The 19789-nt window shown below is 66.7% G+C and carries 23 protein-coding genes; 7 read left to right on the top strand and 16 right to left on the bottom strand.

Annotated features, from left to right (window positions below):
* Positions 1-10: 10 nt before the first annotated feature.
* Positions 11-1468 (bottom strand): NAD(P)/FAD-dependent oxidoreductase, encoded by a 1458-nt coding sequence (locus CCR84_RS06885; RefSeq protein WP_201210820.1) that lies wholly within the window; start codon positions 1466-1468, stop codon positions 11-13.
* A 232-nt stretch (positions 1469-1700) separates the two neighbouring features.
* On the opposite strand from CCR84_RS06885, the gene CCR84_RS06880 reads away from it, so the two are divergent.
* The 4 genes from CCR84_RS06880 (at position 1701) to CCR84_RS06865 (ending at position 4751) form a co-directional block, all read left to right on the top strand.
* Positions 1701-2060, top strand: coding sequence for a rhodanese-like domain-containing protein (locus tag CCR84_RS06880; RefSeq protein ID WP_201210819.1), 360 nt, complete (start codon positions 1701-1703; stop codon positions 2058-2060).
* A gap of 46 nt (positions 2061-2106) precedes the next feature.
* Positions 2107-2568: a PaaI family thioesterase gene (locus tag CCR84_RS06875; RefSeq protein WP_201210818.1), complete on the top strand. Its 462-nt coding sequence runs from the start codon at positions 2107-2109 to the stop codon at positions 2566-2568.
* Between the two features lie 22 nt (positions 2569-2590).
* On the top strand, positions 2591-4270 hold the full coding sequence (locus CCR84_RS06870) for an FAD-dependent oxidoreductase (protein ID WP_201210816.1): 1680 nt from the start codon (positions 2591-2593) through the stop codon (positions 4268-4270).
* Between the two features lie 85 nt (positions 4271-4355).
* On the top strand, positions 4356-4751 hold the full coding sequence (locus CCR84_RS06865) for a hypothetical protein (protein WP_201210815.1): 396 nt from the start codon (positions 4356-4358) through the stop codon (positions 4749-4751).
* 49 nt (positions 4752-4800) lie between these two features.
* Here CCR84_RS06865 and CCR84_RS06860 read toward each other — a convergent pair whose 3' ends face one another.
* From CCR84_RS06860 to CCR84_RS06840, 5 genes are all read right to left on the bottom strand, one after another.
* Positions 4801-6138, bottom strand: a complete 1338-nt coding sequence (locus tag CCR84_RS06860) for a sigma-54 interaction domain-containing protein (RefSeq protein WP_201210814.1) — start codon at positions 6136-6138, stop codon at positions 4801-4803.
* Between the two features lie 109 nt (positions 6139-6247).
* The gene (locus CCR84_RS06855; protein WP_201210813.1) at positions 6248-6739 is read right to left on the bottom strand and encodes a Dps family protein; all 492 of its coding nucleotides are present in this window, start codon (positions 6737-6739) and stop codon (positions 6248-6250) included.
* Between the two features lie 196 nt (positions 6740-6935).
* A complete protein-coding gene (gene katG / locus CCR84_RS06850; RefSeq protein ID WP_201210812.1) occupies positions 6936-9110 on the bottom strand; it encodes a catalase/peroxidase HPI in 2175 nt (724 codons plus the stop codon).
* Positions 9111-9273: 163 nt separating this feature from the next.
* Positions 9274-9504 carry a DUF2789 domain-containing protein gene (locus CCR84_RS06845; protein ID WP_201210811.1) on the bottom strand — a complete coding sequence of 77 codons (231 nt, stop codon included), beginning with the start codon at positions 9502-9504 and terminating at the stop codon, positions 9274-9276.
* A 154-nt stretch (positions 9505-9658) separates the two neighbouring features.
* The gene (locus CCR84_RS06840; protein ID WP_201210810.1) at positions 9659-10915 is read right to left on the bottom strand and encodes a thioredoxin domain-containing protein; all 1257 of its coding nucleotides are present in this window, start codon (positions 10913-10915) and stop codon (positions 9659-9661) included.
* A 145-nt stretch (positions 10916-11060) separates the two neighbouring features.
* On the opposite strand from CCR84_RS06840, the gene CCR84_RS06835 reads away from it, so the two are divergent.
* Positions 11061-11549: a hypothetical protein gene (locus CCR84_RS06835; RefSeq protein WP_201210808.1), complete on the top strand. Its 489-nt coding sequence runs from the start codon at positions 11061-11063 to the stop codon at positions 11547-11549.
* A 42-nt stretch (positions 11550-11591) separates the two neighbouring features.
* Here CCR84_RS06835 and CCR84_RS06830 read toward each other — a convergent pair whose 3' ends face one another.
* Genes CCR84_RS06830 through CCR84_RS06820 form a run of 3 tightly spaced genes read right to left on the bottom strand, consistent with a single transcriptional unit; the run spans position 11592 to position 12808 of the window.
* On the bottom strand, positions 11592-12035 hold the full coding sequence (locus tag CCR84_RS06830) for a NifB/NifX family molybdenum-iron cluster-binding protein (protein ID WP_201210807.1): 444 nt from the start codon (positions 12033-12035) through the stop codon (positions 11592-11594).
* Complete coding sequence (locus tag CCR84_RS06825; RefSeq protein WP_201210805.1) at positions 12032-12379, bottom strand: DUF134 domain-containing protein; 348 nt, start codon at positions 12377-12379, stop codon at positions 12032-12034. Before CCR84_RS06825 ends, CCR84_RS06830 begins: the two co-directional genes overlap by 4 nt.
* Before the next feature lie 3 nt (positions 12380-12382).
* Complete coding sequence (locus CCR84_RS06820) at positions 12383-12808, bottom strand: NifB/NifX family molybdenum-iron cluster-binding protein (protein WP_201210803.1); 426 nt, start codon at positions 12806-12808, stop codon at positions 12383-12385.
* A 264-nt stretch (positions 12809-13072) separates the two neighbouring features.
* Here CCR84_RS06820 and CCR84_RS06815 point away from each other — a divergent pair, with 264 nt between their 5' ends.
* A complete protein-coding gene (locus CCR84_RS06815) occupies positions 13073-13567 on the top strand; it encodes a methyltransferase family protein (protein ID WP_201210802.1) in 495 nt (164 codons plus the stop codon).
* A 7-nt stretch (positions 13568-13574) separates the two neighbouring features.
* On the opposite strand, the gene CCR84_RS06810 is transcribed toward CCR84_RS06815, so the two are convergent.
* From CCR84_RS06810 to petA, 5 genes are all read right to left on the bottom strand, one after another.
* Complete coding sequence (locus CCR84_RS06810) at positions 13575-14891, bottom strand: ABC1 kinase family protein (RefSeq protein ID WP_201210801.1); 1317 nt, start codon at positions 14889-14891, stop codon at positions 13575-13577.
* Positions 14892-14944: 53 nt separating this feature from the next.
* Positions 14945-15373, bottom strand: coding sequence for a hypothetical protein (locus CCR84_RS06805; RefSeq protein ID WP_201210800.1), 429 nt, complete (start codon positions 15371-15373; stop codon positions 14945-14947).
* 25 nt (positions 15374-15398) lie between these two features.
* The gene (locus tag CCR84_RS06800; protein WP_201210799.1) at positions 15399-15587 is read right to left on the bottom strand and encodes a YgaP family membrane protein; all 189 of its coding nucleotides are present in this window, start codon (positions 15585-15587) and stop codon (positions 15399-15401) included.
* 131 nt (positions 15588-15718) lie between these two features.
* Positions 15719-16402 (bottom strand): Crp/Fnr family transcriptional regulator, encoded by a 684-nt coding sequence (locus CCR84_RS06795; protein WP_338052577.1) that lies wholly within the window; start codon positions 16400-16402, stop codon positions 15719-15721.
* 232 nt (positions 16403-16634) lie between these two features.
* Positions 16635-17249, bottom strand: coding sequence for a ubiquinol-cytochrome c reductase iron-sulfur subunit (gene petA, locus CCR84_RS06790; RefSeq protein ID WP_201210798.1), 615 nt, complete (start codon positions 17247-17249; stop codon positions 16635-16637).
* A gap of 304 nt (positions 17250-17553) precedes the next feature.
* Between petA and CCR84_RS06785 the strand changes: the two genes are divergently transcribed.
* Positions 17554-18141, top strand: coding sequence for a hypothetical protein (locus CCR84_RS06785; protein WP_201210797.1), 588 nt, complete (start codon positions 17554-17556; stop codon positions 18139-18141).
* A gap of 19 nt (positions 18142-18160) precedes the next feature.
* On the opposite strand, the gene CCR84_RS06780 is transcribed toward CCR84_RS06785, so the two are convergent.
* The gene (locus CCR84_RS06780; RefSeq protein ID WP_201210796.1) at positions 18161-19504 is read right to left on the bottom strand and encodes a TolC family outer membrane protein; all 1344 of its coding nucleotides are present in this window, start codon (positions 19502-19504) and stop codon (positions 18161-18163) included.
* 80 nt (positions 19505-19584) lie between these two features.
* The gene (locus CCR84_RS06775; RefSeq protein ID WP_201210795.1) at positions 19585-19788 is read right to left on the bottom strand and encodes a YgaP family membrane protein; all 204 of its coding nucleotides are present in this window, start codon (positions 19786-19788) and stop codon (positions 19585-19587) included.
* Between the last annotated feature and the right edge of the window lies 1 nt (position 19789).

Genomic DNA, 19789 nt, shown 5'->3' with positions numbered 1-19789 from the left:
CGTGGCCTCGTCAATCCGGCATCAGCGACCAGCCCGGCCGCAGTCGCGCCTGGTAGATGAAGGCATGGTGCAGCAGGTACTTCATCCAGTGCCCGGCCAGACCGATCTCGCCGAAGGTCAGGTTGAGGTCACGGCCGTACTCCGGGTATTTCTCGAAATCCGGGACGACCGGGAAGACAGTCATGGTGACCGCACTCCCGCTGAAGAAGCCCGCCCCGGTCGAGGCGACGCAGGCGGCGCCCATGTCGGCCATCGATGCGCTCTGCGTCGGTTTTTCTGAGCCCTTGAGCATGTCGCAGATGCTCTTCGCGACCGATTTGGCCATCGCTGCCGAAGGCATGCCGGTGCGCGGCGGCGCCGGATTGATCGGCGTCCCGTTGGCGCTCTGCATCGGCTTGCTGATCAGATGCGGTGGCGCGAAGGCGATGCCGACCGAGAAGATGTTGCGGTAGCCCGGCGTCTGGTAGGTCTTCGGCCAGTCACGCGCGCTCCACTCGATGAACGGCCGTGGCGTGTAGTCGGCATCGACACGCATGAACCCGTTCGGCGCGAAGAGCTGGCCGGTGATGTCGGCGCCGGCTCGGTCGAAGGCCTTCAGCCCGACCCCGCAGAAAGGCGGGATCAGCATCGCGAAATCGAATTCCTGGACGTGGAAGTTGCCGTCGAGGGTTTCGTAGTGGATCTGCCCGGCCTCGACCTTGGTCACGTGCGCGCGCGTGATCCACGCCATGCCGCGCTCGACCATCAGCGATTCGGCGAAATTCTTGGCGTTGGTGATGTAGCCGCCACGCTTGATGTGCACGCCGCCCATGCCGAAGTCGCCGAGTTCGTACTCGTTGCTGAGCCATACGATGCGGGCCTTGTCGCGCACGCCGGCCTCGCGCAACTTGTGGTCGACGTTGTAGATGTACTCGAAGGCGGCGCCCTGGCAGGTGCAGGTACCGTGGCCGGTGCCGACGACGAAGGTGCGACTGGCGCCGGCGCGCATCGCCCCGATGTTTTGCTGGAGTTGCTCGTTGGCTTCGAGCGCATGCGACGCCGTGCATACCGACACCGTGAGTCCGTGCTCGGGCCCGAGACCCGGCGTCGCTCCGAAATTGAGCTTCGGCCCGGTCGCATTCACCAGATAGTCGTAGCTGATGTTCTCGCGCTCGCCGGCGCGCGCGGGGAGCGTGTATTCGATGCTGACGTAGGGCTGCGCGCTCGTCGCGTCACCCTCCGGGTTGATCGACAGCGCCTTCGCCTGGCGGAAGTCGACGCGGGTCTTGCGGTAGATCTCGGCGAGATCGAAGCAGACATCGTCCTCCTTCATGTCGCCGACGCCGACCCAGATGTTCGAAGGGATCCAGTTCCACTTGGCGTTCGGGGAAACGACGACGATTTCGTGCGCCTTGCCGAGCCAGAGGTTGAGGTAGCGGGCGACGGTATGACCGGCAATTCCCGCACCCAAGATCACGATTCTTGCCATCTCCGTCTCCTCGAACGATCGGGGCCTGCGGCAGCAATGAGGGCTGCCCTCTTTAATCATTACGCAACTCATTGCGCATCTGAATATTAGCGATCTCTGATTTTTATTGCAAACGGAATCCCCGTCGAATTCACCAGCGACCGACTTGCCGAGCCGGCAATGGAGCGGATAGAATATCAGAACTATCTAATATTCTAGTTCGATGCAGCCGCATCGCCCGGCGAAGGATCCCATGAGAACCGATCAAGACACCCCCACAGCCTTCACTGCGGCGCCCCGGCAAGTGCTGCCGCAGGACGCCGAATGCGCCATCAGCGCAGCCGACGTCCTGCTCGACGTCAGGGAAGCGCATGAATACGCCGCCGGCCACCTCCCCGGCGCCAGGCTCGTCCCGCTCCGCCTGCTCGGTTTCGTCCTGCCCGCGACGCCGGAACTCAGCTCGCGCGACCTGAAGATCGTCGTCTACTGCAAGACCAGCGGCCGCTCGGCGGTGGCGCTTGGCATCTTGCATGAGATGGGCTACCGCAACCTCGCCCTGCTTGCCGGCGGTTATGATGCATGGCTCGCCGCCGGCAAGCCGGTCGAGAAGTAGGCGCTGCAGCGAACGACGCCACATTCATCCAGACAAGAAGGAAGCCATGAAAGCCTTTCAGGATTACTACCCGGAAAACCTCGCCCACTGCTACGGCTGCGGGCGCGAGAACGAACACGGGCACCGGATCAAGACCTTCTGGGAGGGCGACGAGAGCGTCACCCGCTTCACCCCCGAGCCCTGGCACACGGCGGTACCGGGTTTCGTCTACGGCGGCCTGCTGGCTTCGCTGATCGACTGCCATGGCACCGGCACCGCCGCAGCGGCGGCCTACCGCGCCGAAGGCCGCGCGATGGACAGCCTGCCGGCGCTGCGCTTCGTCACCGGCTCGCTCAAGGTCAGCTACCTGAAGCCGACCCCGCTCGGTCCGGAAATCGAGATCCGCGGCCGGGTCAGCGAGATCAAGGGACGCAAGGTCGTCGTCGAGTCCTCGGTCATCGTCGACGGGGTAGTCACCGCGCGCGGCGAAGTGGTCGCCGTGCAGATGCCCGAGAACTTCGGCGCCTGATCCACTCAGCCAAGGACAGAAAATGAAAATCGTGATCATCGGTGGCGTCGCTGGCGGCGCCACCGCCGCGGCACGCATCCGCCGCAACGACGAGCGCGCGCAGATCGTCATGGTCGAGCGCGGCCCCTACGTGAGCTTCGCCAACTGCGGGCTGCCGTACCACATTTCCGGGACGATCGCCGAGCGCGGCCAGTTGCTGGTGGCGACCGCCGACCTCTTCCGCGACCGCTACCGCGTCGACGTCCGCGCCGAAACCGAGGCGCTCGCGATCGACCGCGCGGCGAAGAGCGTCCGCCTGCGCAATCTCGCCAGCGGCGAGGAATACGACGAGCGCTACGACCGCCTGCTGCTCGCGCCGGGCGCCGAGCCGATCCGCCCGCCGCTGCCGGGGCTCGCTTCGCCGCGCGTGTTCAGCCTGCGCAACCTGCCCGACCTCGACCGCATCATGGCGCACCTGACGACACAAGCGCCGCGCCGCGCTGTGGTCATCGGCGGCGGCTTCATCGGCGTCGAAGTCGCCGAGAACCTGGTCGAGCGCGGCCTCGCCACGGTGCTGGTCGAGGGTACCGAGCAGATCCTGGCGCCGCTCGACTACGAGATGGCGGCGATCGTACAGACGCACTTGCGCGACAAGGGGGTCACGCTGAGCCTCGACGACAAGCTCGCGCGCGTCGAGGACCAGGCCGACACCTCGATCGTGCACCTCGCCAGCGGTCGCCAGCTCGCTGCCGACCTCGTCGTGCTGGCGATCGGCGTGCGTCCGGAGACGCAGCTCGCACGGGAGGCCGGGCTCGAACTCGGCGCGACCGGCGGCATCAGGGTCGACGAACACCTGCGCACTTCCGACGTGTCGATCTGGGCGGTCGGCGACGCGGTCGAGGTCACGCAGACGATCAGCGGCCGGCAGGTCCTGATCCCGCTCGCCGGCCCGGCCAACCGCCAGGGGCGCATGGCCGCCGACAACATGGTCTTCGGCAACACGCGCTCCTACCGCGGAACGCTCGGCACCGCGATCCTGAAAGCCTTCGACCTCGGCGTCGCCAGCACCGGACTCAACGAGAAACAGCTGATCGCAGCCGGCATCGACTACCGCGCGACGATCACGCACGGCGGATCGCATGCGGGCTACTACCCGGGCGCCCGGCAGATCAGCCTCAAGCTCCTCTACTCGCCGCAGGGGCGCATCCTCGGCGCGCAGGCCGTCGGCGAAGTCGGCGCCGACAAGCGCATCGACGTGATCGCGACGGCGATCCACGGCGGCATGAGCGTCGATGACCTGGCCGAGCTCGAACTCGCCTACGCACCGCCGTTCGGCTCAGCCAAGGACCCGGTCAACATCGCCGGCTACGTCGCCAGCAATCTCCTCGACGGTTCCCTCGAGTCGATCGACTGGCGGACGCTCGCGGCGATGGCACCGGGGGCGGTGCAGTTGATCGACGTGCGTAGCGCCGCCGAGGTCGCGCTCGGCGTGATCCCCGGCTCGCGCCACATCGACGTGAACGAGCTGCGCGACCGTCTCGGCGAGCTCGACCCGGACGCGCCGACGGTGGTCACCTGTCAGGTCGGCATGCGTGGTTATCTGGCCTACCGAATTCTCAAGCAGTCCGGATTCAAGGACGTGAAAAACCTCTCCGGCGGCTACAAGACCTGGGCATGGGCCGTCGCCCGGCAGGCGAGCACGGACGACTTCGAGCTCGAGTAGGCGGTCTCGCGCAAGACGCCCGTGCGCAGCCGGAAAAATGCCGATAGAATGGAAACTGACTTCTCGAAGCGAAAGGAACCGGAAAATGCCTACCAGGACCTTGCCCCGACTGCTCGTCTCACTCTTTCTTGGCGGCAGCTTTGCGCTGGCCAACGCCGGCGAGGCTGCTGCTCCGCCGCCGGCTGCGGCCAAGCCCGCGGCGACGCCGATCTACGGCAGCCAGTTGATGACTGCGCAGGAGCGCAGTGAATACCGCAGCAGGATGCGCAGCGCAAAAAGCGCTGAAGAGCGCGAGAAGGTTCGCCTGGAGCATCACGAGGCGATGAAGGCACGTGCCGCCGAACGCGGCGTCACCCTGCCCGACGCGCCGCCGCCACAGGGCATGGGCCAGGGTAAGGGTCCCGGCGGCGGCATGGGACCAGGCAGGGGAATGGGAATGGGGCCGGGAATGGGAGCGGGTGGCACCGGCAGCGCTCCGTGAGGAGCGGCGGACCTTCCCGACGCCGCTCAGCGCTGCGCGCGCGAACTGCTCAGCCGCGCAGCGCGTTCAGCCTGCGGTAAAGGGTCCGTTCGCTGATGCCGAGGCTGGCTGCCAGTTCGCGGCGCGAAGGCGCACGCGCTGAGGAAAGCCACGCTGCCAGCGCTTCAGCGTCAGCCGGCGCAGGGCGCGCCGGCTGGACCAAGGCGAGCGGAGCCGCTGCGGCCATGGGTGGTGCGTCGGGCGGCAAGCCCAGGCCGCGTACCTCGTCGGCCAGATGCTCGGGCTGCACGGTATCACCGTCACAGAGCAGGCTCGCGCGTTCGAGCAGGTTGCGCAACTCGCGCACGTTGCCCGGGTAGTCGTAGGCCGTGAGCAAGGCCAGCGCGGGCTCGGAAATCGCCAGTTCACGCGTGGGAGCGACCCGCTTCAACAGCGCCGCGACGAGCAGGGGAATGTCCTCGCGCCGCTCGCGCAGCGCCGGCAAGCGGATCGGGAAGGTGTTCAGCCGGTAGTAGAGATCCTGGCGGAATTCGCCGCGCGCGACCAGCTCCGCCAGCGGACGGTGGGTCGCCGAAATCAGGCGGATGTCGGCGCGGCGCAGTTCGGTCGAGCCGACGCGGCGGAAGGCCCCGGTTTCGAGCAGGCGCAGGAGCTTGACCTGCATCGCCAGCGGGATGTCGCCGAGTTCGTCGAGGAACAGGGTGCCGCCGGCAGCTGCCTCGACCAGGCCGATCTTGCGCACGTTGGCGCCGGTGAAGGCACCGCGCTCGTGACCGAAGAGTTCGCTCTCGAACAGGTTCTCCGACAGTCCCGAGCAGTCGACGGCGACGAATGGGCCGTTCGCACGCCGGCTGGCTTCGTGGATCGCCTGCGCGACCAGCTCCTTGCCGACCCCGGACTCGCCCTGCAGCAGCACCGACGCTTCGGCCGGCGCGACGCGGTGCACGAGTTCGAGCATCGCGCGAAACGCCGGCGCGCGGCCGATCAGCCCATGCGAATCGGCGAGTCCGCGCACCGCGGGCAAGGGCTCCAACTTCTCGACGAACCAAGCAATGTTTCCCTCGGTGTCGCGCACTGGCGACAGCTCGATGCTCTCGTATTTCTCGCCGGCCGGGGTGTGGTGCAGGTGCAGCACGCGCTCGCGCTGTCCGGACTTGAGGCTGCGCGCCAGCGGGCACGACTCGCCGGCCTGGTCGCAGGGGGCCGTATAGCGGTGCGAGACTTCGTAACAGGTGCGTCCCCGGACGTCGTCGCAGGCACCGCAGGCCGCCCGGTAGGCGGCATTGGCGGCAACGATGCGGTAGCCACGGTCGCAGAGGATGTGCGGCTCGGGCAGGGTTTCGAGGAAGGAAACCAGCTCGGGCAGGACGGTCGATCGGCTGGGCATGGGTCAATACTCTCTGCCGGAAGGACTGCCAATGATCGGCAGGAAGGCAGCCCCAAGTCAAACGCCCCGGGGCCAGCCGGCGTCCTTCCGGCAGCGCGCTCGCTCTGGATCAGTCCTCGAGCATGCTGCGCAGCATCCACGCGGTCTTCTCGTGGACGTCCATGCGCTGGGTCAGCAGGTCGGCGGTCGGCTGGTCGTTGGCCGCGTCGACGATCGGGAACAGCTTGCGCGCCGTGCGGGCGGTTGCTTCCTGCGCCGCAACCAGGTGGCGGACCATGTCGTCGGCCTTCGGCACGCCTTCGACTTCCTCGATCGAGGCGAGCTTGACGAATTCCTTGTAGGTGCCGGGCGCCGGGTAGCCGAGCGCGCGGATGCGTTCGGCGATGGTATCGAGCGCGTTCCACTGCTCGGTGTATTGGGTCATGAACATCTGGTGCAGGCTGTTGAACTGCGGGCCGGTGACGTTCCAGTGAAAGTTGTGCGTCATCAGGTACAGCGTGTAGCTGTCGGCAAGCAGGGCCGACAGTCCGTCGGCGATCTGCTTGCGCTCGTCGTTACTGATGCCGATATCGATCATCGGCGTCTTTGCTTTCTTTGCCATCGTATTTTTCTCCAGAAAAAAGGACGCGCAGCCTGCGCGTCCGGCCCACAAAACGTCAGCGGGTGACTGCGGCGCACGGGCGCCTCACTTCCCCTGACGCGGACAATTCTTGCACGGCTTCCTGCTCTTGCAACATTTCTTGCTCATGCGCACACCTCGGCGGCGGACGGCCCGGCGCACGCCGGGCCGCTCCCCGTCAGGCCAGATCGAAGCGATCGGCGTTCATGACCTTGGTCCAGGCGGCGACGAAGTCCCTGACGAACTTCTCCTTGTTGTCGTCCTGGGCATAGACCTCGGCGTAGGCGCGCAGCACCGAGTTCGAACCGAACACCAGATCGACGCGGGTGGCCGTCCATTTCACGGCGCCACTCCTGCGCTCGACGATCGCATAGCTGTTGCGGCCCGTCGGCTTCCAGGTGTAGGCCATGTCGGTGAGATTGACGAAGAAGTCGTTGCTGAGCACGCCGACGCGCTCGGTGAACACGCCGTGCTGGCTGCCGCCGTGGTTGGTGCCGAGCACGCGCAGGCCGCCGAGCAGGACCGTCATCTCGCAGGCGGAGAGCCGCATCAGCTGCGCGCGGTCGAGCAGCAGTTCCTCGGGCTGGACAACGTAGTCCTTCTTCAGCCAGTTGCGGAAACCGTCGGCCAGGGGTTCGAGCACCTCGAAGGACTCGGCGTCGGTCATTTCCTGCGTCGCGTCGCCGCGACCCGGCGCGAAGGGAACCGTCACCTCGACGCCTGCCGCCTTCGCCGCCTGCTCGACGCCGAGATTGCCGGCCAGCACGATCACGTCGGCGACGCTGGCGCCCGCTTCGGCGGCGATCTTCTCCAGCACCGCCAGCACCTTGGCCAGGCGTGCGGGCTCGTTGCCCTCCCAGTCCTTCTGCGGAGCCAGGCGGATGCGCGCGCCGTTGGCGCCACCGCGCTTGTCCGAGCCGCGGAAGGTGCGCGCGCTGTCCCAGGCGGTGCTGACCATCTCGGCGATCGACAGTCCACTGGAGGCGATCTTCGCCTTGACCGCGGCGACGTCGTAGTCGCTACGGCCGGCCGGCACCGGATCCTGCCAGATCAGGTCTTCCTGTGGCACGTCCGGGCCGATGTAGCGCGACTTCGGCCCCATGTCGCGGTGGGTCAGCTTGAACCAGGCACGCGCGAAGACCTCGGCCAGGTAGTCCGGGTCACGGTAGAAGCGTTCCGAGATCTTGCGGTACTCGGGGTCCACCTTCAGGGCCATGTCGGCGTCGGTCATGATCGGGTTGTAGCGGATCGACGGATCCTCGACATCGACCGGCCGGTCTTCTTCCCTGATGTTGACCGGCTCGTACTGCCAGGCGCCGGCCGGGCTCTTCCTGAGTTCCCAGTCGTGCTCGAGCAGCATCTTGAAGTAGCCGTTGTCCCATCGCGTCGGGTGCGTGGTCCAGGCGCCCTCGATGCCGCTGGTCACGGTGTTGCGGCCGATGCCGCGGCTGCTGTGGTTGATCCAGCCGAGACCCTGTTCCTCGAGCTCGGCGCCTTCCGGGGCGGGCCCGAGCTTGGCGGCATCGCCGTTGCCGTGCGCCTTGCCGACGGTGTGACCGCCGGCAGTGAGCGCCACGGTCTCCTCGTCGTTCATGGCCATGCGCGCGAAGGTCACGCGCATGTCACGCGCGGTCTTCAGCGGGTCGGGCTGACCGTCGACGCCTTCCGGGTTCACGTAGATCAGGCCCATCATCACCGCGGCCAGCGGGTTCTCCAGGTCGCGCTCGCCCGAGTAACGGTTGCCCTCGCCGCCGCTCTTCTGCAGCCATTCCCTTTCCGAACCCCAGTAGATGTCCTTCTCGGGGTGCCAGATATCCTCGCGGCCGAAGGCGAAACCGAAGGTCTTCAGGCCCATCGACTCGTAGGCCATGTTGCCGGCGAGGATCATCAGGTCGGCCCAGCTCAGCTTGTTGCCGTACTTCTTCTTGATCGGCCAGAGCAGGCGGCGCGCCTTGTCGAGGTTGCCGTTGTCGGGCCAGGAATTGAGCGGAGCAAAGCGCTGGTTGCCGGTGCCGCCACCGCCACGGCCGTCGGCGATGCGGTAGGTGCCGGCCGAGTGCCAGGCCATGCGGATCATCAGGCCGCCGTAATGGCCCCAGTCAGCCGGCCACCATTCCTGGCTGTCGGTCATCAGGGCCTTCAGGTCCTTCTTGAGCGCGTCGACGTCGAGCTTCTTCACCTCTTCGCGGTAGTTGAAGCCTGCTCCCAGCGGATTGGTCTTGCTGTCGTGCTGGTGCAGGATGTCGAGGTTCAGCGCCTTCGGCCACCACGGCATCTGTGCCGTGCTCGCCGAAGTGGCGCCACCGTGCATCACGGGACACTTGCCAGCCGAACCTGCATTCTTGTTTTCCATCGCGCGCTCCTTTTTGCGTTGTCAAATTAAACGACGGTAGCTAGCCCACAAAGCCGTCTACGAATACGATCATAGCCGACAGCAATCCATAATCTAAGTCAATTATCACTAAGCCTTCGATAGCAATCAACTATGAAAGCTCGAGAGGCGGCTGCCGACGCCGTCAGCGCAGCCGACCGTTGAGTTCGTCGATGACCATCGCCCAGTCGGCGTCCTCGATGATCTCGGCCTTCAGGAAGCTGCGCTGCGACTCGCTCCAGAAAGGCGCGCGATAGAGCGCGATCGCGTTGTCGAGCGGCCGGTGGCGGGCGATGAAGTCCTCGATCGACGCGCTGTCCGCAGGAAGCCCGAGCTGGGCGAACAGATTGCTCATCGTGTGCAGGGGTGAGTCCATAAGCCTTCTCCTGGTCGAATTTATCGATACAGCATACCTGATCGGGCGGCGACGCTCCATGCCCGCGGCGTGGGGAATGGATGCTTGGCGACTCCCCGCCCTTGCCAGACTCCAACTTGCCGAAATCATTCCCGCCCGGTGGCACATATTGACTTCAGCGCGCGCGCGTCATACGCGCGGCGACCCAGGTTGCCGCCAGCGCCGACGCCAGCAGCAGGAAGGCGACACCGGGCTGCCCCATGCGTTCCGGCGCGAGCAACAGCAAGGCGCCGAGTCCGCACATCATCAGCCCGGAGAGGAGCTTGAGCAGGCGGCCTTCACGTTCGCCGAGCTTTCTGGCGCCGAGCGTGCGCGCGAAGACGACGACGATCGCCGCCAGCGGCAGCACGTAGATCAGGTTGTACGCAGCCAGCCAGGCGTAGCGCGTCGCGGTGTCCAGATTGGCAAGGCTCAGCACGTGCGTATAGACCATCGGGAATCCGGCCGTGCACAGGAGTTCGTAGAAGTTGGCGGCAATCGCGAGCAGGCCGGTGGCAGCGAGCAGCGCCGGCAGCTTGTCGGCAGCAAGGACGGCACGCGCGCGGCGGAACAGATCGGGCTTCTTCGCTTCCGGAATCGACAGCGACGGCCCCTGCCTGAGGAAGAAGAAATCCTTGACGTTGAGCAGGCCGACGACGACGGCGAGCGCGCCGGCAGCCAGCGTCACCCAGGCCAGCTGGCCGACGATCATGAACAGCTTGAGCCAGGCGGCCATGAACGCGAAATACATCAGCGCCGACACCGCGACGAAAATGCCACCGATCAGCAGCATGCGCCGGCGGCTTTGCTGGTGCACGAGCATCGACAGCAGGAACAGGAGCACGAAGAAGGCGCAGGGGTTGAAGGCGTCGAGCCCGGCGAGGACGATGGTCAGCAGCGGCAGGGACAGGCTGTCGGCGGCAACGCGGCCGAAGTACGGCAGCTCGACGAAGTCGCGGCCTTCTGCACGCGCCGCGCTGCCGACGGCGGACGCCGGCACGCCGTTGCGGGCGTGGCACGCGTCGAGCCGGCGCAGCAGTTCGGCACCACTACCCTCCTCACCGTCCCAGCCGGTGTGCATCTCGCCGCAGAAGACGAAGCTCGGCACCGCCTCTGCCTCGCCACCGGCGAGGCGCGCAAGGTCCTCGAAGCGCGCGAAGTTGTCCGGCTGGCGCGAGACCTCCAGCGCATGCACGCGCACCCACGGGCGCTGCTGCGGGATCGCGCTGACGAAGGGATGGGCGGCCGTGCAGTGCGGGCAGGTCGTCGACCAGAAGAAATAGAGCTGGACTTCGGCCCGGCCGTCGGCGCCGGGGCGCGACCACGGATCGTCGGCGCGGACGCCGAAGGCGCCGAGCAGAAGGATGATGGCGAGGATCACCCGCAAGGACATGGCGATGGCTCCTGCGCAGCTACGGCTCAAGCTAAAGCTTATCATTGCAGCGTAGCCGCAGTGTCCAGCGGCTCGCTGCAAATCCCCGGAACCGGAACCCGGTTTCCGCACTCGAGACTAGATCAACGGCCACAGGAAATTCACCATGAAGAGATCGATCGCTGCGCGTTCCTTCGCGTTTTCCCTCGCGCTGCTCCTGCCGCTCATGGCACTCGCCGCGCCGGTCGAGATCGGGCAGCCGCTGCCCGAGCTCAAGCTGCTCGATCAACGCGAGGCGCCGTGGGAAGTGCAGTCGACGACCCGGCTGCTGCTCTTCGCGCCGGGACGCAAGGCCGGCGAGATCGCGCAGGCGGTGCTCGCCGAGCAGCCGTCTGAATGGATGGCCACGCGTCAGGTGATGTACGTGGCCGACCTGAGCCGAATGCCGAGCATGGTCACCCGGATGTTCGCGCTGCCGGCCCTGCGCGCAGAACCGTTCAGCGTCGGCGTCGTCCTCGACGAGAAGCTGCTCGGCGACTGGCCACGCCGTACCGACACGGTGACGCTGCTGAGGCTGCACGAAGGCAGCGTCACCGCGGTGGACTACGCCGGCAGCGCGGAAGAGTTGCGCGCTGCGATCGGCCGCGAAAGGTGAGCCCGAACGGACCATGGCTGACTGAGGAAAGGCGGCGCTCGCTCAGGCGTGTCCGCAGCCGCAGCTACCGTGGCCATGCGCGTGGCGGTTTTGATGCTCGTGCTGGTGACCGTGGCAACCCGCCTGCCCTGCGTCAGCATCCGCGCCGCCGTGGTGACCGCCACCACAGCAGCCGACTTCCTCAACTTCACTGAGTCGGCCGGCGGCGAGTTCGGCCAGCGCCTCACCGACCGTACGCGCATCGCTGCTGAAGAAGCGGGTACCTCCCTGGCGCAGACGCCTGAACATGCCACCGCCGACCCCATCGGCGAAGACGATCGCGTCGATCGATTCCGGCAGCGCGCCGCAGCTGCCCTTGCTGGCGTCGACGCCGATGCATTCCCCGGTCTCGCTATCGACGATCAGCAAAACAGGAGCGGCGCGAAAGTTCGGGGCGATTTCCGATTCCAGCCCATTGAGCTGGTCGACCGGCAGGCAGATTTTCATGATGTTTCCTCGGTGATGAGTGGGTTGGCAAAAGTCGGGCAGGCGGCCTCCGCCGTGCTCCCGGAAGGCAACAGGGCGATCTTCAGCGCCTTGCCGTGGATGATCGCGTCGGCCACTTTCCGGTGCGCGCGCTTGAGGATGTTGGCGAAGGTCTGGCGCGAGACGCCCATGCGCGCCGCGGCCTCAAGCTGGTAAAGCGATTCGAGGTCGGCGAGGCGCAGCGCCTCGACCTCGTCGAGCTCGAGGCTGACCTCCTCGAGAAACGCGAGTCCGATGCCACGCGGCTTGAAGTAGGTGGCGGCAGGAGAGAAGCCGATCTGCCGACACTTGGGCGGGCGCGCCATGATTCAGCCGCCGCCGGCACGGCGTGCGCGGGCGCCGCTCAGACACTGCGCCGCGCTCAGCGGAGGCAGGGATTTCGCCTTCAGCTCACGCTGCAGTTCGCCGAGCGTGCGCGAGCGACTGGCGAGGATCGGCAAGCCGGCGCGCCGCGCGCGCTGCAGGAGACGGAAACCGGCGGCCGGACCGGCGAGCGCCTCGACCGCGGGCTGCGCTTCGTCCGCGTCGTTCTCCAGGTCAGGCAGAGGACAGGCGCAGGGGCCGGGACAGCGAGCGCTTGTCGCGCGCGTGGACACGATCTCGCCACTCGCCGTATCGACGACGGCAAAAACCTCGGCCAGGCCGAAGTGTTCGGCGATCACCAGCGATGAGCAGGCCTCGCCGGCCAGGCCCGGCGCTGACGACGAAAGAGGTACGCAGACATGCATGCTCATTCCTTTCCGGGAAGCAGACCGGGAACAGAGCCTTGCGCAGGATCAGGAGACAAGGGCGCAGCTGATCGGCTCGGCTTAGTTATTAGCATATGCTATTTATTGTGGATGTCGGGTTGCCGCTTGTCAAGCCGGATCGGTAGCAGGATTGCTCGGCAGATTCGCCGCCGGCGGGCACCCTTCAGAAGCAATCGATGATGTACACTTGGGGTTGCGCGGGCTCACCGATCGCGCGCAACCCCTGGACAACCTGACCGGCTTGGCATCATGTCGAATCCGAAATCTCCCTGGTGGCAAGGCCGGCGCGGCGAGTGGTATGTCGTCGCGCAGGGCATCCTCTTCGCAATCGTCGTGCTCGGCCCGCGCGATTGGCCCAGCTTGGAGCAGTGGCCCAACTCCGTCGTTGCAATCGCGAGCTACGCGGGCGCCGTGCTGATGGCGCTGGGCACTGCCCTGGCGGCTGCCGGCGGCTTGCACCTCGGGTCCAACCTGACGCCGCTCCCTCATCCCAAGGACGACGCCGAACTCGTCGTCGGCGGCGCCTACCGGCTGGTCCGGCATCCGATCTACGGCGGCCTGATCCTCCTCGCGTTCGGCTGGGCCTTGTTCGTCCAGGGCACGCTGACTTTGCTCTACGCGCTGCTGCTGCTCGTCTTCTTCGACCTCAAGTCGCGGCGCGAGGAGCACTGGCTGCTGCAGCATTTCCCGCACTACGCCGAATACCGCCAGCGCGTGCGCAAGCTGATCCCGTTCATCTACTGAGCGGCGGCTAGAGATAGGGGGCGAACAATTCCGCGACGTCAACGCGCGCGCGCAGCCGGGCGGCCAGCATGAAGACACCGGCGAGCTTGCGCTGCATCAGCATGATGTCGGTCGGCGGCGCGCTGGTGAACCCCCGGTCCATGTACTTGTCGCGACCGCTGGTGTAGACGCGAGCGAACAGGTCCGACTTGCCGAAGTCGTAGGGACCGGGATGGCGTAGCGGCTCGCTGGAGAGCAGCATGAGGTCGATCACGCCTTCGACGTGGGCGGCCGTGTCACGCTCGCCGATGAAGCCGACGCGCCGTGCCGTCTCCTGCAGGCGCGGGCGGTCGCGATCGCGCAACCCACGCGCCATGTCGCGCAGGACCTCGGCGAGTTCTGCGTCGACCGCCTGCGTCGCGCCGAAGTCGAGCAGCGTGATGCGCTCGCGTGCGGCGTCGTAGAGGTAGTTGGCGAAGTTGGGGTCGGTCTGCATCAGCCCGAACTCGAACAACTCGCGCATCGCCAGGCGCGCCAGCGCCCCGGCAATGCGGTCGCGCAAGGCCTGCGGATACGCAGCCTGCGCCAGCTGGTCGATCGAGATGCCCTCGGCAAAGTCGGTGGCGAGGATGTGCGGCGTCGACAGGTCGGCGTGCAGCGCCGGGACGCAGAGGAAGGAGTCGTCGCCGAGACGTTCGCGGTAGGCCTGCAGCGCCTTGGCCTCGGCCACGTAGTCGGTTTCCTCGTGCAGTTGGAGGCGAGCACGCTCGAGGATCGGCGCGAGGTCGATCCCCGGTGGAACGAGCCCCGGCACGCGCGTGAGCAGGGCAACGTTGGCGATGTCGCTGTCGATGCTGTCGCGCACGCCCGGATACTGGATCTTGATCGCCAGCGTGCGGCCATCGTGGGTCTCGGCGCGATGCACCTGGCCGATCGACGCGGCAGCGATCGGGTTGAACGAGAAACGTTTGAAGCGCTGCTCCCAGCCGCTTCCCCATTCCTGCTCGAGCACCTTGGCGAGTTCGGGCAGGGGCATGGTATGCGCGCTGTCGCGCAGGCGGGCGAGCAGATGCGCGAACTCGGGCGGCAGCACGTCCTTGCCGTCCATCGACATCAGCTGGCCGACCTTCATCACCGCGCCGCGCATCTTGGACAGGCGCTCGGCAAGACGGCGCGCGTTGTCCGGGGTGAGCATCAGGTCGGACAGGACGGGCTTCTGCCCGCGCGCCAGTTGCGCGATGCCGTCGGCAGCGGCGGAGGCCGCCATTTCGCCGACGGCGCGACCGAGATGCAGGAAGCGCCGGCTGCGGCCGCGCGGCACCGGCGCCGTGGGACGAAGTTCCATGCGAATGATCCGGTAATGACTCGGAGAAGTCGGACAGGCCGGACGCTGCGGCCTTACGGCCCGGCGCCGTCCGGCACCTCGATGCTGTGGCTGGTCAACCAGTCGCGGTCGATCTTCCACTGCACCGCTTTGATCCCCGGCTGGCTGGCGACGATCTTCTGCGCCTCGCCCTGGATCGCCGCCAGATGTTTCTCGGCAGCGACGAAGCCGGGGTCGTTGGGGTCATTGGTATTGATCTCGGGAAAGAGCCTGCCGATCAGCTTGGCCGCCGGCACATCGAAACTGCGCGGCGTCGTCATGTACGCCACGCCGTTCTCGACCTTGAGCACGCGGAACTGGTAGGGATAGGCCTTCAGCTCGGCGCTGCCCTGCGTCTCGATCGCCTGCGTGAGCTCACGCGAGCGCGAGTCGGGCGCGCTGATGAACCAGTTGAGCGCGAGCAGCGCGACGACGACGGCGGCGATCCAGCCAAGCTTGTTCACGGTTTCATACCTCGGGAGGGAAAAATCACTGCTTCTTGCAGGTGTTGACACCGAGCAGCGGATAGGCCGGGCACCAGCCGATCAGGCCGGTGGCCAGCGGGATGACGCCGAGCCAGCCCCAGACGCCGATGTAGCCCATGGCTGCGGCACCGGCAAGGCCGGCACCGGCTGCGACGCGCAGGATGCGGTCGATTCCGCCAACGTTCGATTTCATATGTCTCTCCTTGAATTGTGAACCGTGTGCTCACGATAAGCCAGTCCGGGCAGCGCGTCTGTAACCCAGGTCACCGAACGGGAACTTGTATTCCGCGTCGCGCCGGGGCTGCAGGCAAATGCGGGGCACGCTCAGCGCTCGGCATCGGCCAAGTTCTGCAGCCGTTCGCGGTCGATGAGGACGATCTGCTCGCGCGCCAGCGTGAGCATTCCCTGGTCGGCAAAGGTCTTCAACAGCCGGCTGACGATTTCGCGCACGCTGCCGAGTTCCTCGGCCAGCGCCTGATGCGTGCTGCGGATCGGATTGTCGACGCGCGCGAGCAAGAGGCGCGCCAGGCGCTGGTCGAGCCGCTGGAAGGCGACCTCCTCGACGCGCAGCATCAGTTCGGCGATGCGTTCGCCGAACAGCCGGAAGACGAAAGTGCGGAAGCCGGGGCAGGCGGCGAGCAGGCGCTCGAAAACTGCTGGTGGCAGGACCAGCAGCGACACCGGCGTCTCGGCAACTCCGCGCGCCGAATAGGGGAGGCGGCCGATCAGGCAACTCGAGGTGATGATGCACGAGCCGCCCGCTTCGACGCGGTAGAGGAGCATGGCGCGCCCGGATGGCGAGCTCTTCAGCACCTTGACCGAACCTTCGAGGACGAGCGGAAAACCGAGGCACGGCGAGTGCTCGGCGAACAGCTCGGCACCTGCGGGCAGTTGCAGCGAACGCGTCCGGCACAGATCGTCGACTTCACTGGCCGGCAGCGCTGCCAGCACCGTGTAGCGGGCGAGCAGTCGGCCACGCACGGAGGCGAGGATCGTCTCGTTCATCATGGACACGACTTGCGCGCTGGGCTCATGGCAAGGGTGAGTCGACGGCGCTTGCCGCATGCGCCGACAGCTTAACGCCGAAACTGTCGGCCGCCGGTCTCCCGGTGGCGCTACCCAGTACGTGAGCGAAGATGAGCGCCGCGACGGCGACCGAAAGGGAAAGACTGCGCATGTTGATTCCTCGTTGATGGCCGCCCCGGCCGGCGCTCGGGCACGGGCCGCGGCGGCCGGGTGATCAGACGGCGACCGGCGCGTCCTCGCCGATCAGCAGGCGCGTCTCGGCCAGGTAATGGTGCGGCGGAATCACGAGATTGCTCGGCGCCGGCTTGTTCTTGAACACGCGTCCGGCCAGATCGAAGGTCGATCCGTGGCAGGGGCAGAGGAAACCGCCGGGCCAGTCGCTGCCGAGCGCCGCCAGTCCGGGCTCGAAGGCCTGGCCGGGGGAGCAGCCCAGATGCGTGCAGATGCCGACGGCGACGAAGATTTCCGGACGGATCGAACGCGTCCCGTTGCCCGCATAGGCCGGCTGCTGGGCGACGCTCGACCCCGGATCGACCAGATTGGGCTCGGCCTTCTTCAGCGATTCGAGCATTTCCGGCGTCCGATGCAGCACCCATACCGGTTTGCCGCGCCATTCGACAACCATCATCTCGCCGGGCTGCAGGCGTGAAATGTCGATTTCTACGGGCGCACCGGCGGCCTTTGCACGCTCGGAGGGCAGCAGGCTGCCGGCGAAGGGGACAACGGCGCCCACCACCAGCGCACCGCCGAGGCCGACGGTCGCCAGCAGCCACTGGCGGCGGGAAGGATCGGGAGCGGGTAAGCTCGGATTCAGTGTCACTGTAGTCATTGAGAAGTCCTGTTCGATGTCTCAGGCAGCGCGACCTGATCGCCGCGCGCAAGTGACGGTGGTGAAGACAAAACGTGCCCACCCTTAAAAGCAATAGTCATGCCAGAAATCAATAAAGATTTTTCGCCCATATACTTGCAGTGAGGCAGGCACTGCGTCGCTCCCTGCCGTGCGGCCTGCCAGAGACGACTGTCAAAATTGACAGTCATTCTGCCACTTGACTGCCAATAGACGAGCATCTGGCAGTCAGTCCGCCGCTCGCCGCAGACCGGGCCGCCGGAAAACGCGACTGCCGAAACCCGCCATGAAACTTCCCAAATTTTCCGCCTGGCGCCACCTGTTTGGCCGCGGCGAAGCGCCCGCCGACTGCCGCAGCGCTCGCCTGGTCGCGGTGATCCACTGCATCCTCGACCAGAACGTCCGCGATGCAGGTGCTGCTGTGTTTCCTGCGTCGAACTGGGCCTTGCTCGAGCTGTGCCGGAAACATGGCGTCGGCCTGCTGCAGATGCCCTGTCCGGAACTGCGTTGCCTGGGCATGGCGCGCAGCCGCCCCACCGGCTGCTCGCTGCGTGAAGCGCTCGACAGCCCGCAGGGGCGCGCAAGCTGCCGCCAGACGGCGCAGGAAGTGGCTGAGGTGATCGCGGCGCACATTGCCGCCGGACATCGGGTCCTCGCGGTGCTCGGAGGGAACATGCAAAGCCCGGGCTGCGCAGTCCATCAGCAATCGTCCGCCGAGATCGCAATGCGCTCGGGGATCTTCATCCAGGTGCTGGCGCAGGCACTGCGTGAGCGCGGCCTGGAGATCCCGTTCCGCGGCATGCGCGACGCCGATCCGCAACTGATGGCCGAAGACCTGCGCTGGCTGAGCGAGCTTTTCGCTCGGCAGCCTTGAGCGCAAGGGCTGCGACAGCTCAGCGCTCGAACAAGCCGTTCACCCGCTGCAGGTCTTCCTCGGCGAGCGTGCCGACCGCGGCCTTCAGGCGCAGGTGCGCGAGCAGGGTGTCGAAGCGTGCGCGCGCAAGATCGCGGCGGGTCAGGTACACCTGCTGCTCGGCGTTGAGCACGTCGATGTTGATGCGCACGCCGACCTCGTAGCCGAGCTTGTTCGATTCGAGCGCGCTCTTCGACGAGACCAGCGCGGCTTCGAGCGCACTCACCTGGGCGATGCCATTGACCACGCCGAGGTAGGACTGGCGCGCCGAGAGCGCCGCGTTGCGGCGCGCGTTGTCGAGCGCGGCCAGCGCCGCGTCGCGGTTGGCGGCAGCTTCGCGCGTCTTCGAATTGACGAGTCCGCCCTGGAAGATCGGGATGTTGAGCTGCAGTCCGGCCTGGCGCACCGTCGATTCGAAGCGCTGGTTGTTGAACTGCGTCTGCCCGGCGTTGTTCTGCGTGTACGCGGCTACCGCGTCGAGCGTCGGGTAGTGGCCGGCGCGGTTGCGCTCGACCTCGCGCGCGGCGACTTCGGCAGCGGCCTGCTGCGCCTGCACCGTCGGGCTGCCCTGCTCGGCGGCAGCGACCCAGTCGGCAAGCGCCGCCGGCTGCGGCGGGCTGAGCGTCGCGTCGGCACGCAGGCGGTTCAGTTCGCCGGGGTCCTTGCCGACGATCACCGCGAGCAGCTGCCGCTTCACTTCGAGATCGTTGTCGGCGGCGATCTCCTGCGCGCTCACGAGGTCGAAGCGCGACTGCGCTTCCTGCGCGTCGGTGATGGTCGCGGTGCCGACCTCGAAGTTTTTCTTCGCCTGCGCGAGTTGCTGCGCGATCGCTTCCTTGTTGGCGCGCACCGCCTTCAGGTTCTCCTCGGCGTAGAGCACGTCGAAGTAGGCCTGGGCGACGCGCAGGATCAGGTCCTGCTGCGCCTGCGCGAGGTTCGCTTCGGCCTGAGCCACCTGGTACTGCGCCTGCCCGTACTGGACGAAGTTCTGCCAGCGGAACAGGGGCTGGGTGAGGTTCACCGAGTAGCCGTTGCTGTTGAACTTGGCGTCAGTAGGCGGCTGCGCCCGCGTCGGATAGCTGTTGTCGTTCCAGGTCGTGTTCGCCGACGCGCTCAGGGTCGGCAACAGGCCGGCGAGCCCCTGCGGCAGCTTCTCGCGGCCCGCTGCGGCCGTCGCGCGCGCCGCGGCGTACTGTGCGTCCCAGGCGAGCGCGTCGCGATAGACCTGCAGCAGGTCGGCGGCGAAGGCTGCGGGTGTCGCAGCGAGGGCAGCGAGCAGCAGCGCGACGCTCGCCGTGCGGGTGGGTGCTTTGTGGGACTTCATCGGAGTCGGCTGACCTTTCGCGGCGGAGGGCTGCGCAGGAAGCCGCGAACGGCGGCGCTGCAGGAAGATCGGCAGTGCATTCAACGCTTCAGCCCCAGCTTCAGCATGAGCGACTCGGCGGGGCAGAAGCCGGTGAAGCCGCTCTGCAGCAGGTTGGCACCGACGAACGCGGTGAACCAGAGGAAGTACGAGGAGACGAACAGCGGGCTCGCCGGGGCACCGAGCGCCAGCGAGATCAGCACGAAGCTGCCTGCCATGACGCGAACTGCGCGTTCCACATTCATG

The organism is Rhodocyclus purpureus (assembly GCF_016653115.1).
Taxonomy (GTDB): Bacteria; Pseudomonadota; Gammaproteobacteria; order Burkholderiales; family Rhodocyclaceae; genus Rhodocyclus; species Rhodocyclus purpureus.
This window is presented reverse-complemented; position numbering and strand designations above follow the sequence as displayed.

Coding starts and splice junctions, on each gene's coding strand:
- CCR84_RS06860 (WP_201210814.1), bottom strand. CDS start 6,138: ATGCCCAGCCGATCGACCGTCCTGCCCGAGCTGGTTTCCTTCCTCGAA.
- CCR84_RS06885 (WP_201210820.1), bottom strand. CDS start 1,468: ATGGCAAGAATCGTGATCTTGGGTGCGGGAATTGCCGGTCATACCGTC.
- CCR84_RS06785 (WP_201210797.1), top strand. CDS start 17,554: ATGAAACTTCCCAAATTTTCCGCCTGGCGCCACCTGTTTGGCCGCGGC.
- CCR84_RS06815 (WP_201210802.1), top strand. CDS start 13,073: ATGTCGAATCCGAAATCTCCCTGGTGGCAAGGCCGGCGCGGCGAGTGG.
- CCR84_RS06835 (WP_201210808.1), top strand. CDS start 11,061: ATGAAGAGATCGATCGCTGCGCGTTCCTTCGCGTTTTCCCTCGCGCTG.
- CCR84_RS06840 (WP_201210810.1), bottom strand. CDS start 10,915: ATGTCCTTGCGGGTGATCCTCGCCATCATCCTTCTGCTCGGCGCCTTC.
- CCR84_RS06865 (WP_201210815.1), top strand. CDS start 4,356: ATGCCTACCAGGACCTTGCCCCGACTGCTCGTCTCACTCTTTCTTGGC.
- CCR84_RS06845 (WP_201210811.1), bottom strand. CDS start 9,504: ATGGACTCACCCCTGCACACGATGAGCAATCTGTTCGCCCAGCTCGGG.
- CCR84_RS06795 (WP_338052577.1), bottom strand. CDS start 16,402: ATGATGAACGAGACGATCCTCGCCTCCGTGCGTGGCCGACTGCTCGCC.
- CCR84_RS06880 (WP_201210819.1), top strand. CDS start 1,701: ATGAGAACCGATCAAGACACCCCCACAGCCTTCACTGCGGCGCCCCGG.
- CCR84_RS06810 (WP_201210801.1), bottom strand. CDS start 14,891: ATGGAACTTCGTCCCACGGCGCCGGTGCCGCGCGGCCGCAGCCGGCGC.
- CCR84_RS06830 (WP_201210807.1), bottom strand. CDS start 12,035: ATGAAAATCTGCCTGCCGGTCGACCAGCTCAATGGGCTGGAATCGGAA.
- CCR84_RS06800 (WP_201210799.1), bottom strand. CDS start 15,587: ATGAAATCGAACGTTGGCGGAATCGACCGCATCCTGCGCGTCGCAGCC.
- CCR84_RS06775 (WP_201210795.1), bottom strand. CDS start 19,788: ATGAATGTGGAACGCGCAGTTCGCGTCATGGCAGGCAGCTTCGTGCTG.
- CCR84_RS06820 (WP_201210803.1), bottom strand. CDS start 12,808: ATGAGCATGCATGTCTGCGTACCTCTTTCGTCGTCAGCGCCGGGCCTG.
- petA (WP_201210798.1), bottom strand. CDS start 17,249: ATGACTACAGTGACACTGAATCCGAGCTTACCCGCTCCCGATCCTTCC.
- CCR84_RS06825 (WP_201210805.1), bottom strand. CDS start 12,379: ATGGCGCGCCCGCCCAAGTGTCGGCAGATCGGCTTCTCTCCTGCCGCC.
- CCR84_RS06855 (WP_201210813.1), bottom strand. CDS start 6,739: ATGGCAAAGAAAGCAAAGACGCCGATGATCGATATCGGCATCAGTAAC.
- CCR84_RS06780 (WP_201210796.1), bottom strand. CDS start 19,504: ATGAAGTCCCACAAAGCACCCACCCGCACGGCGAGCGTCGCGCTGCTG.
- CCR84_RS06875 (WP_201210818.1), top strand. CDS start 2,107: ATGAAAGCCTTTCAGGATTACTACCCGGAAAACCTCGCCCACTGCTAC.
- katG (WP_201210812.1), bottom strand. CDS start 9,110: ATGGAAAACAAGAATGCAGGTTCGGCTGGCAAGTGTCCCGTGATGCAC.
- CCR84_RS06870 (WP_201210816.1), top strand. CDS start 2,591: ATGAAAATCGTGATCATCGGTGGCGTCGCTGGCGGCGCCACCGCCGCG.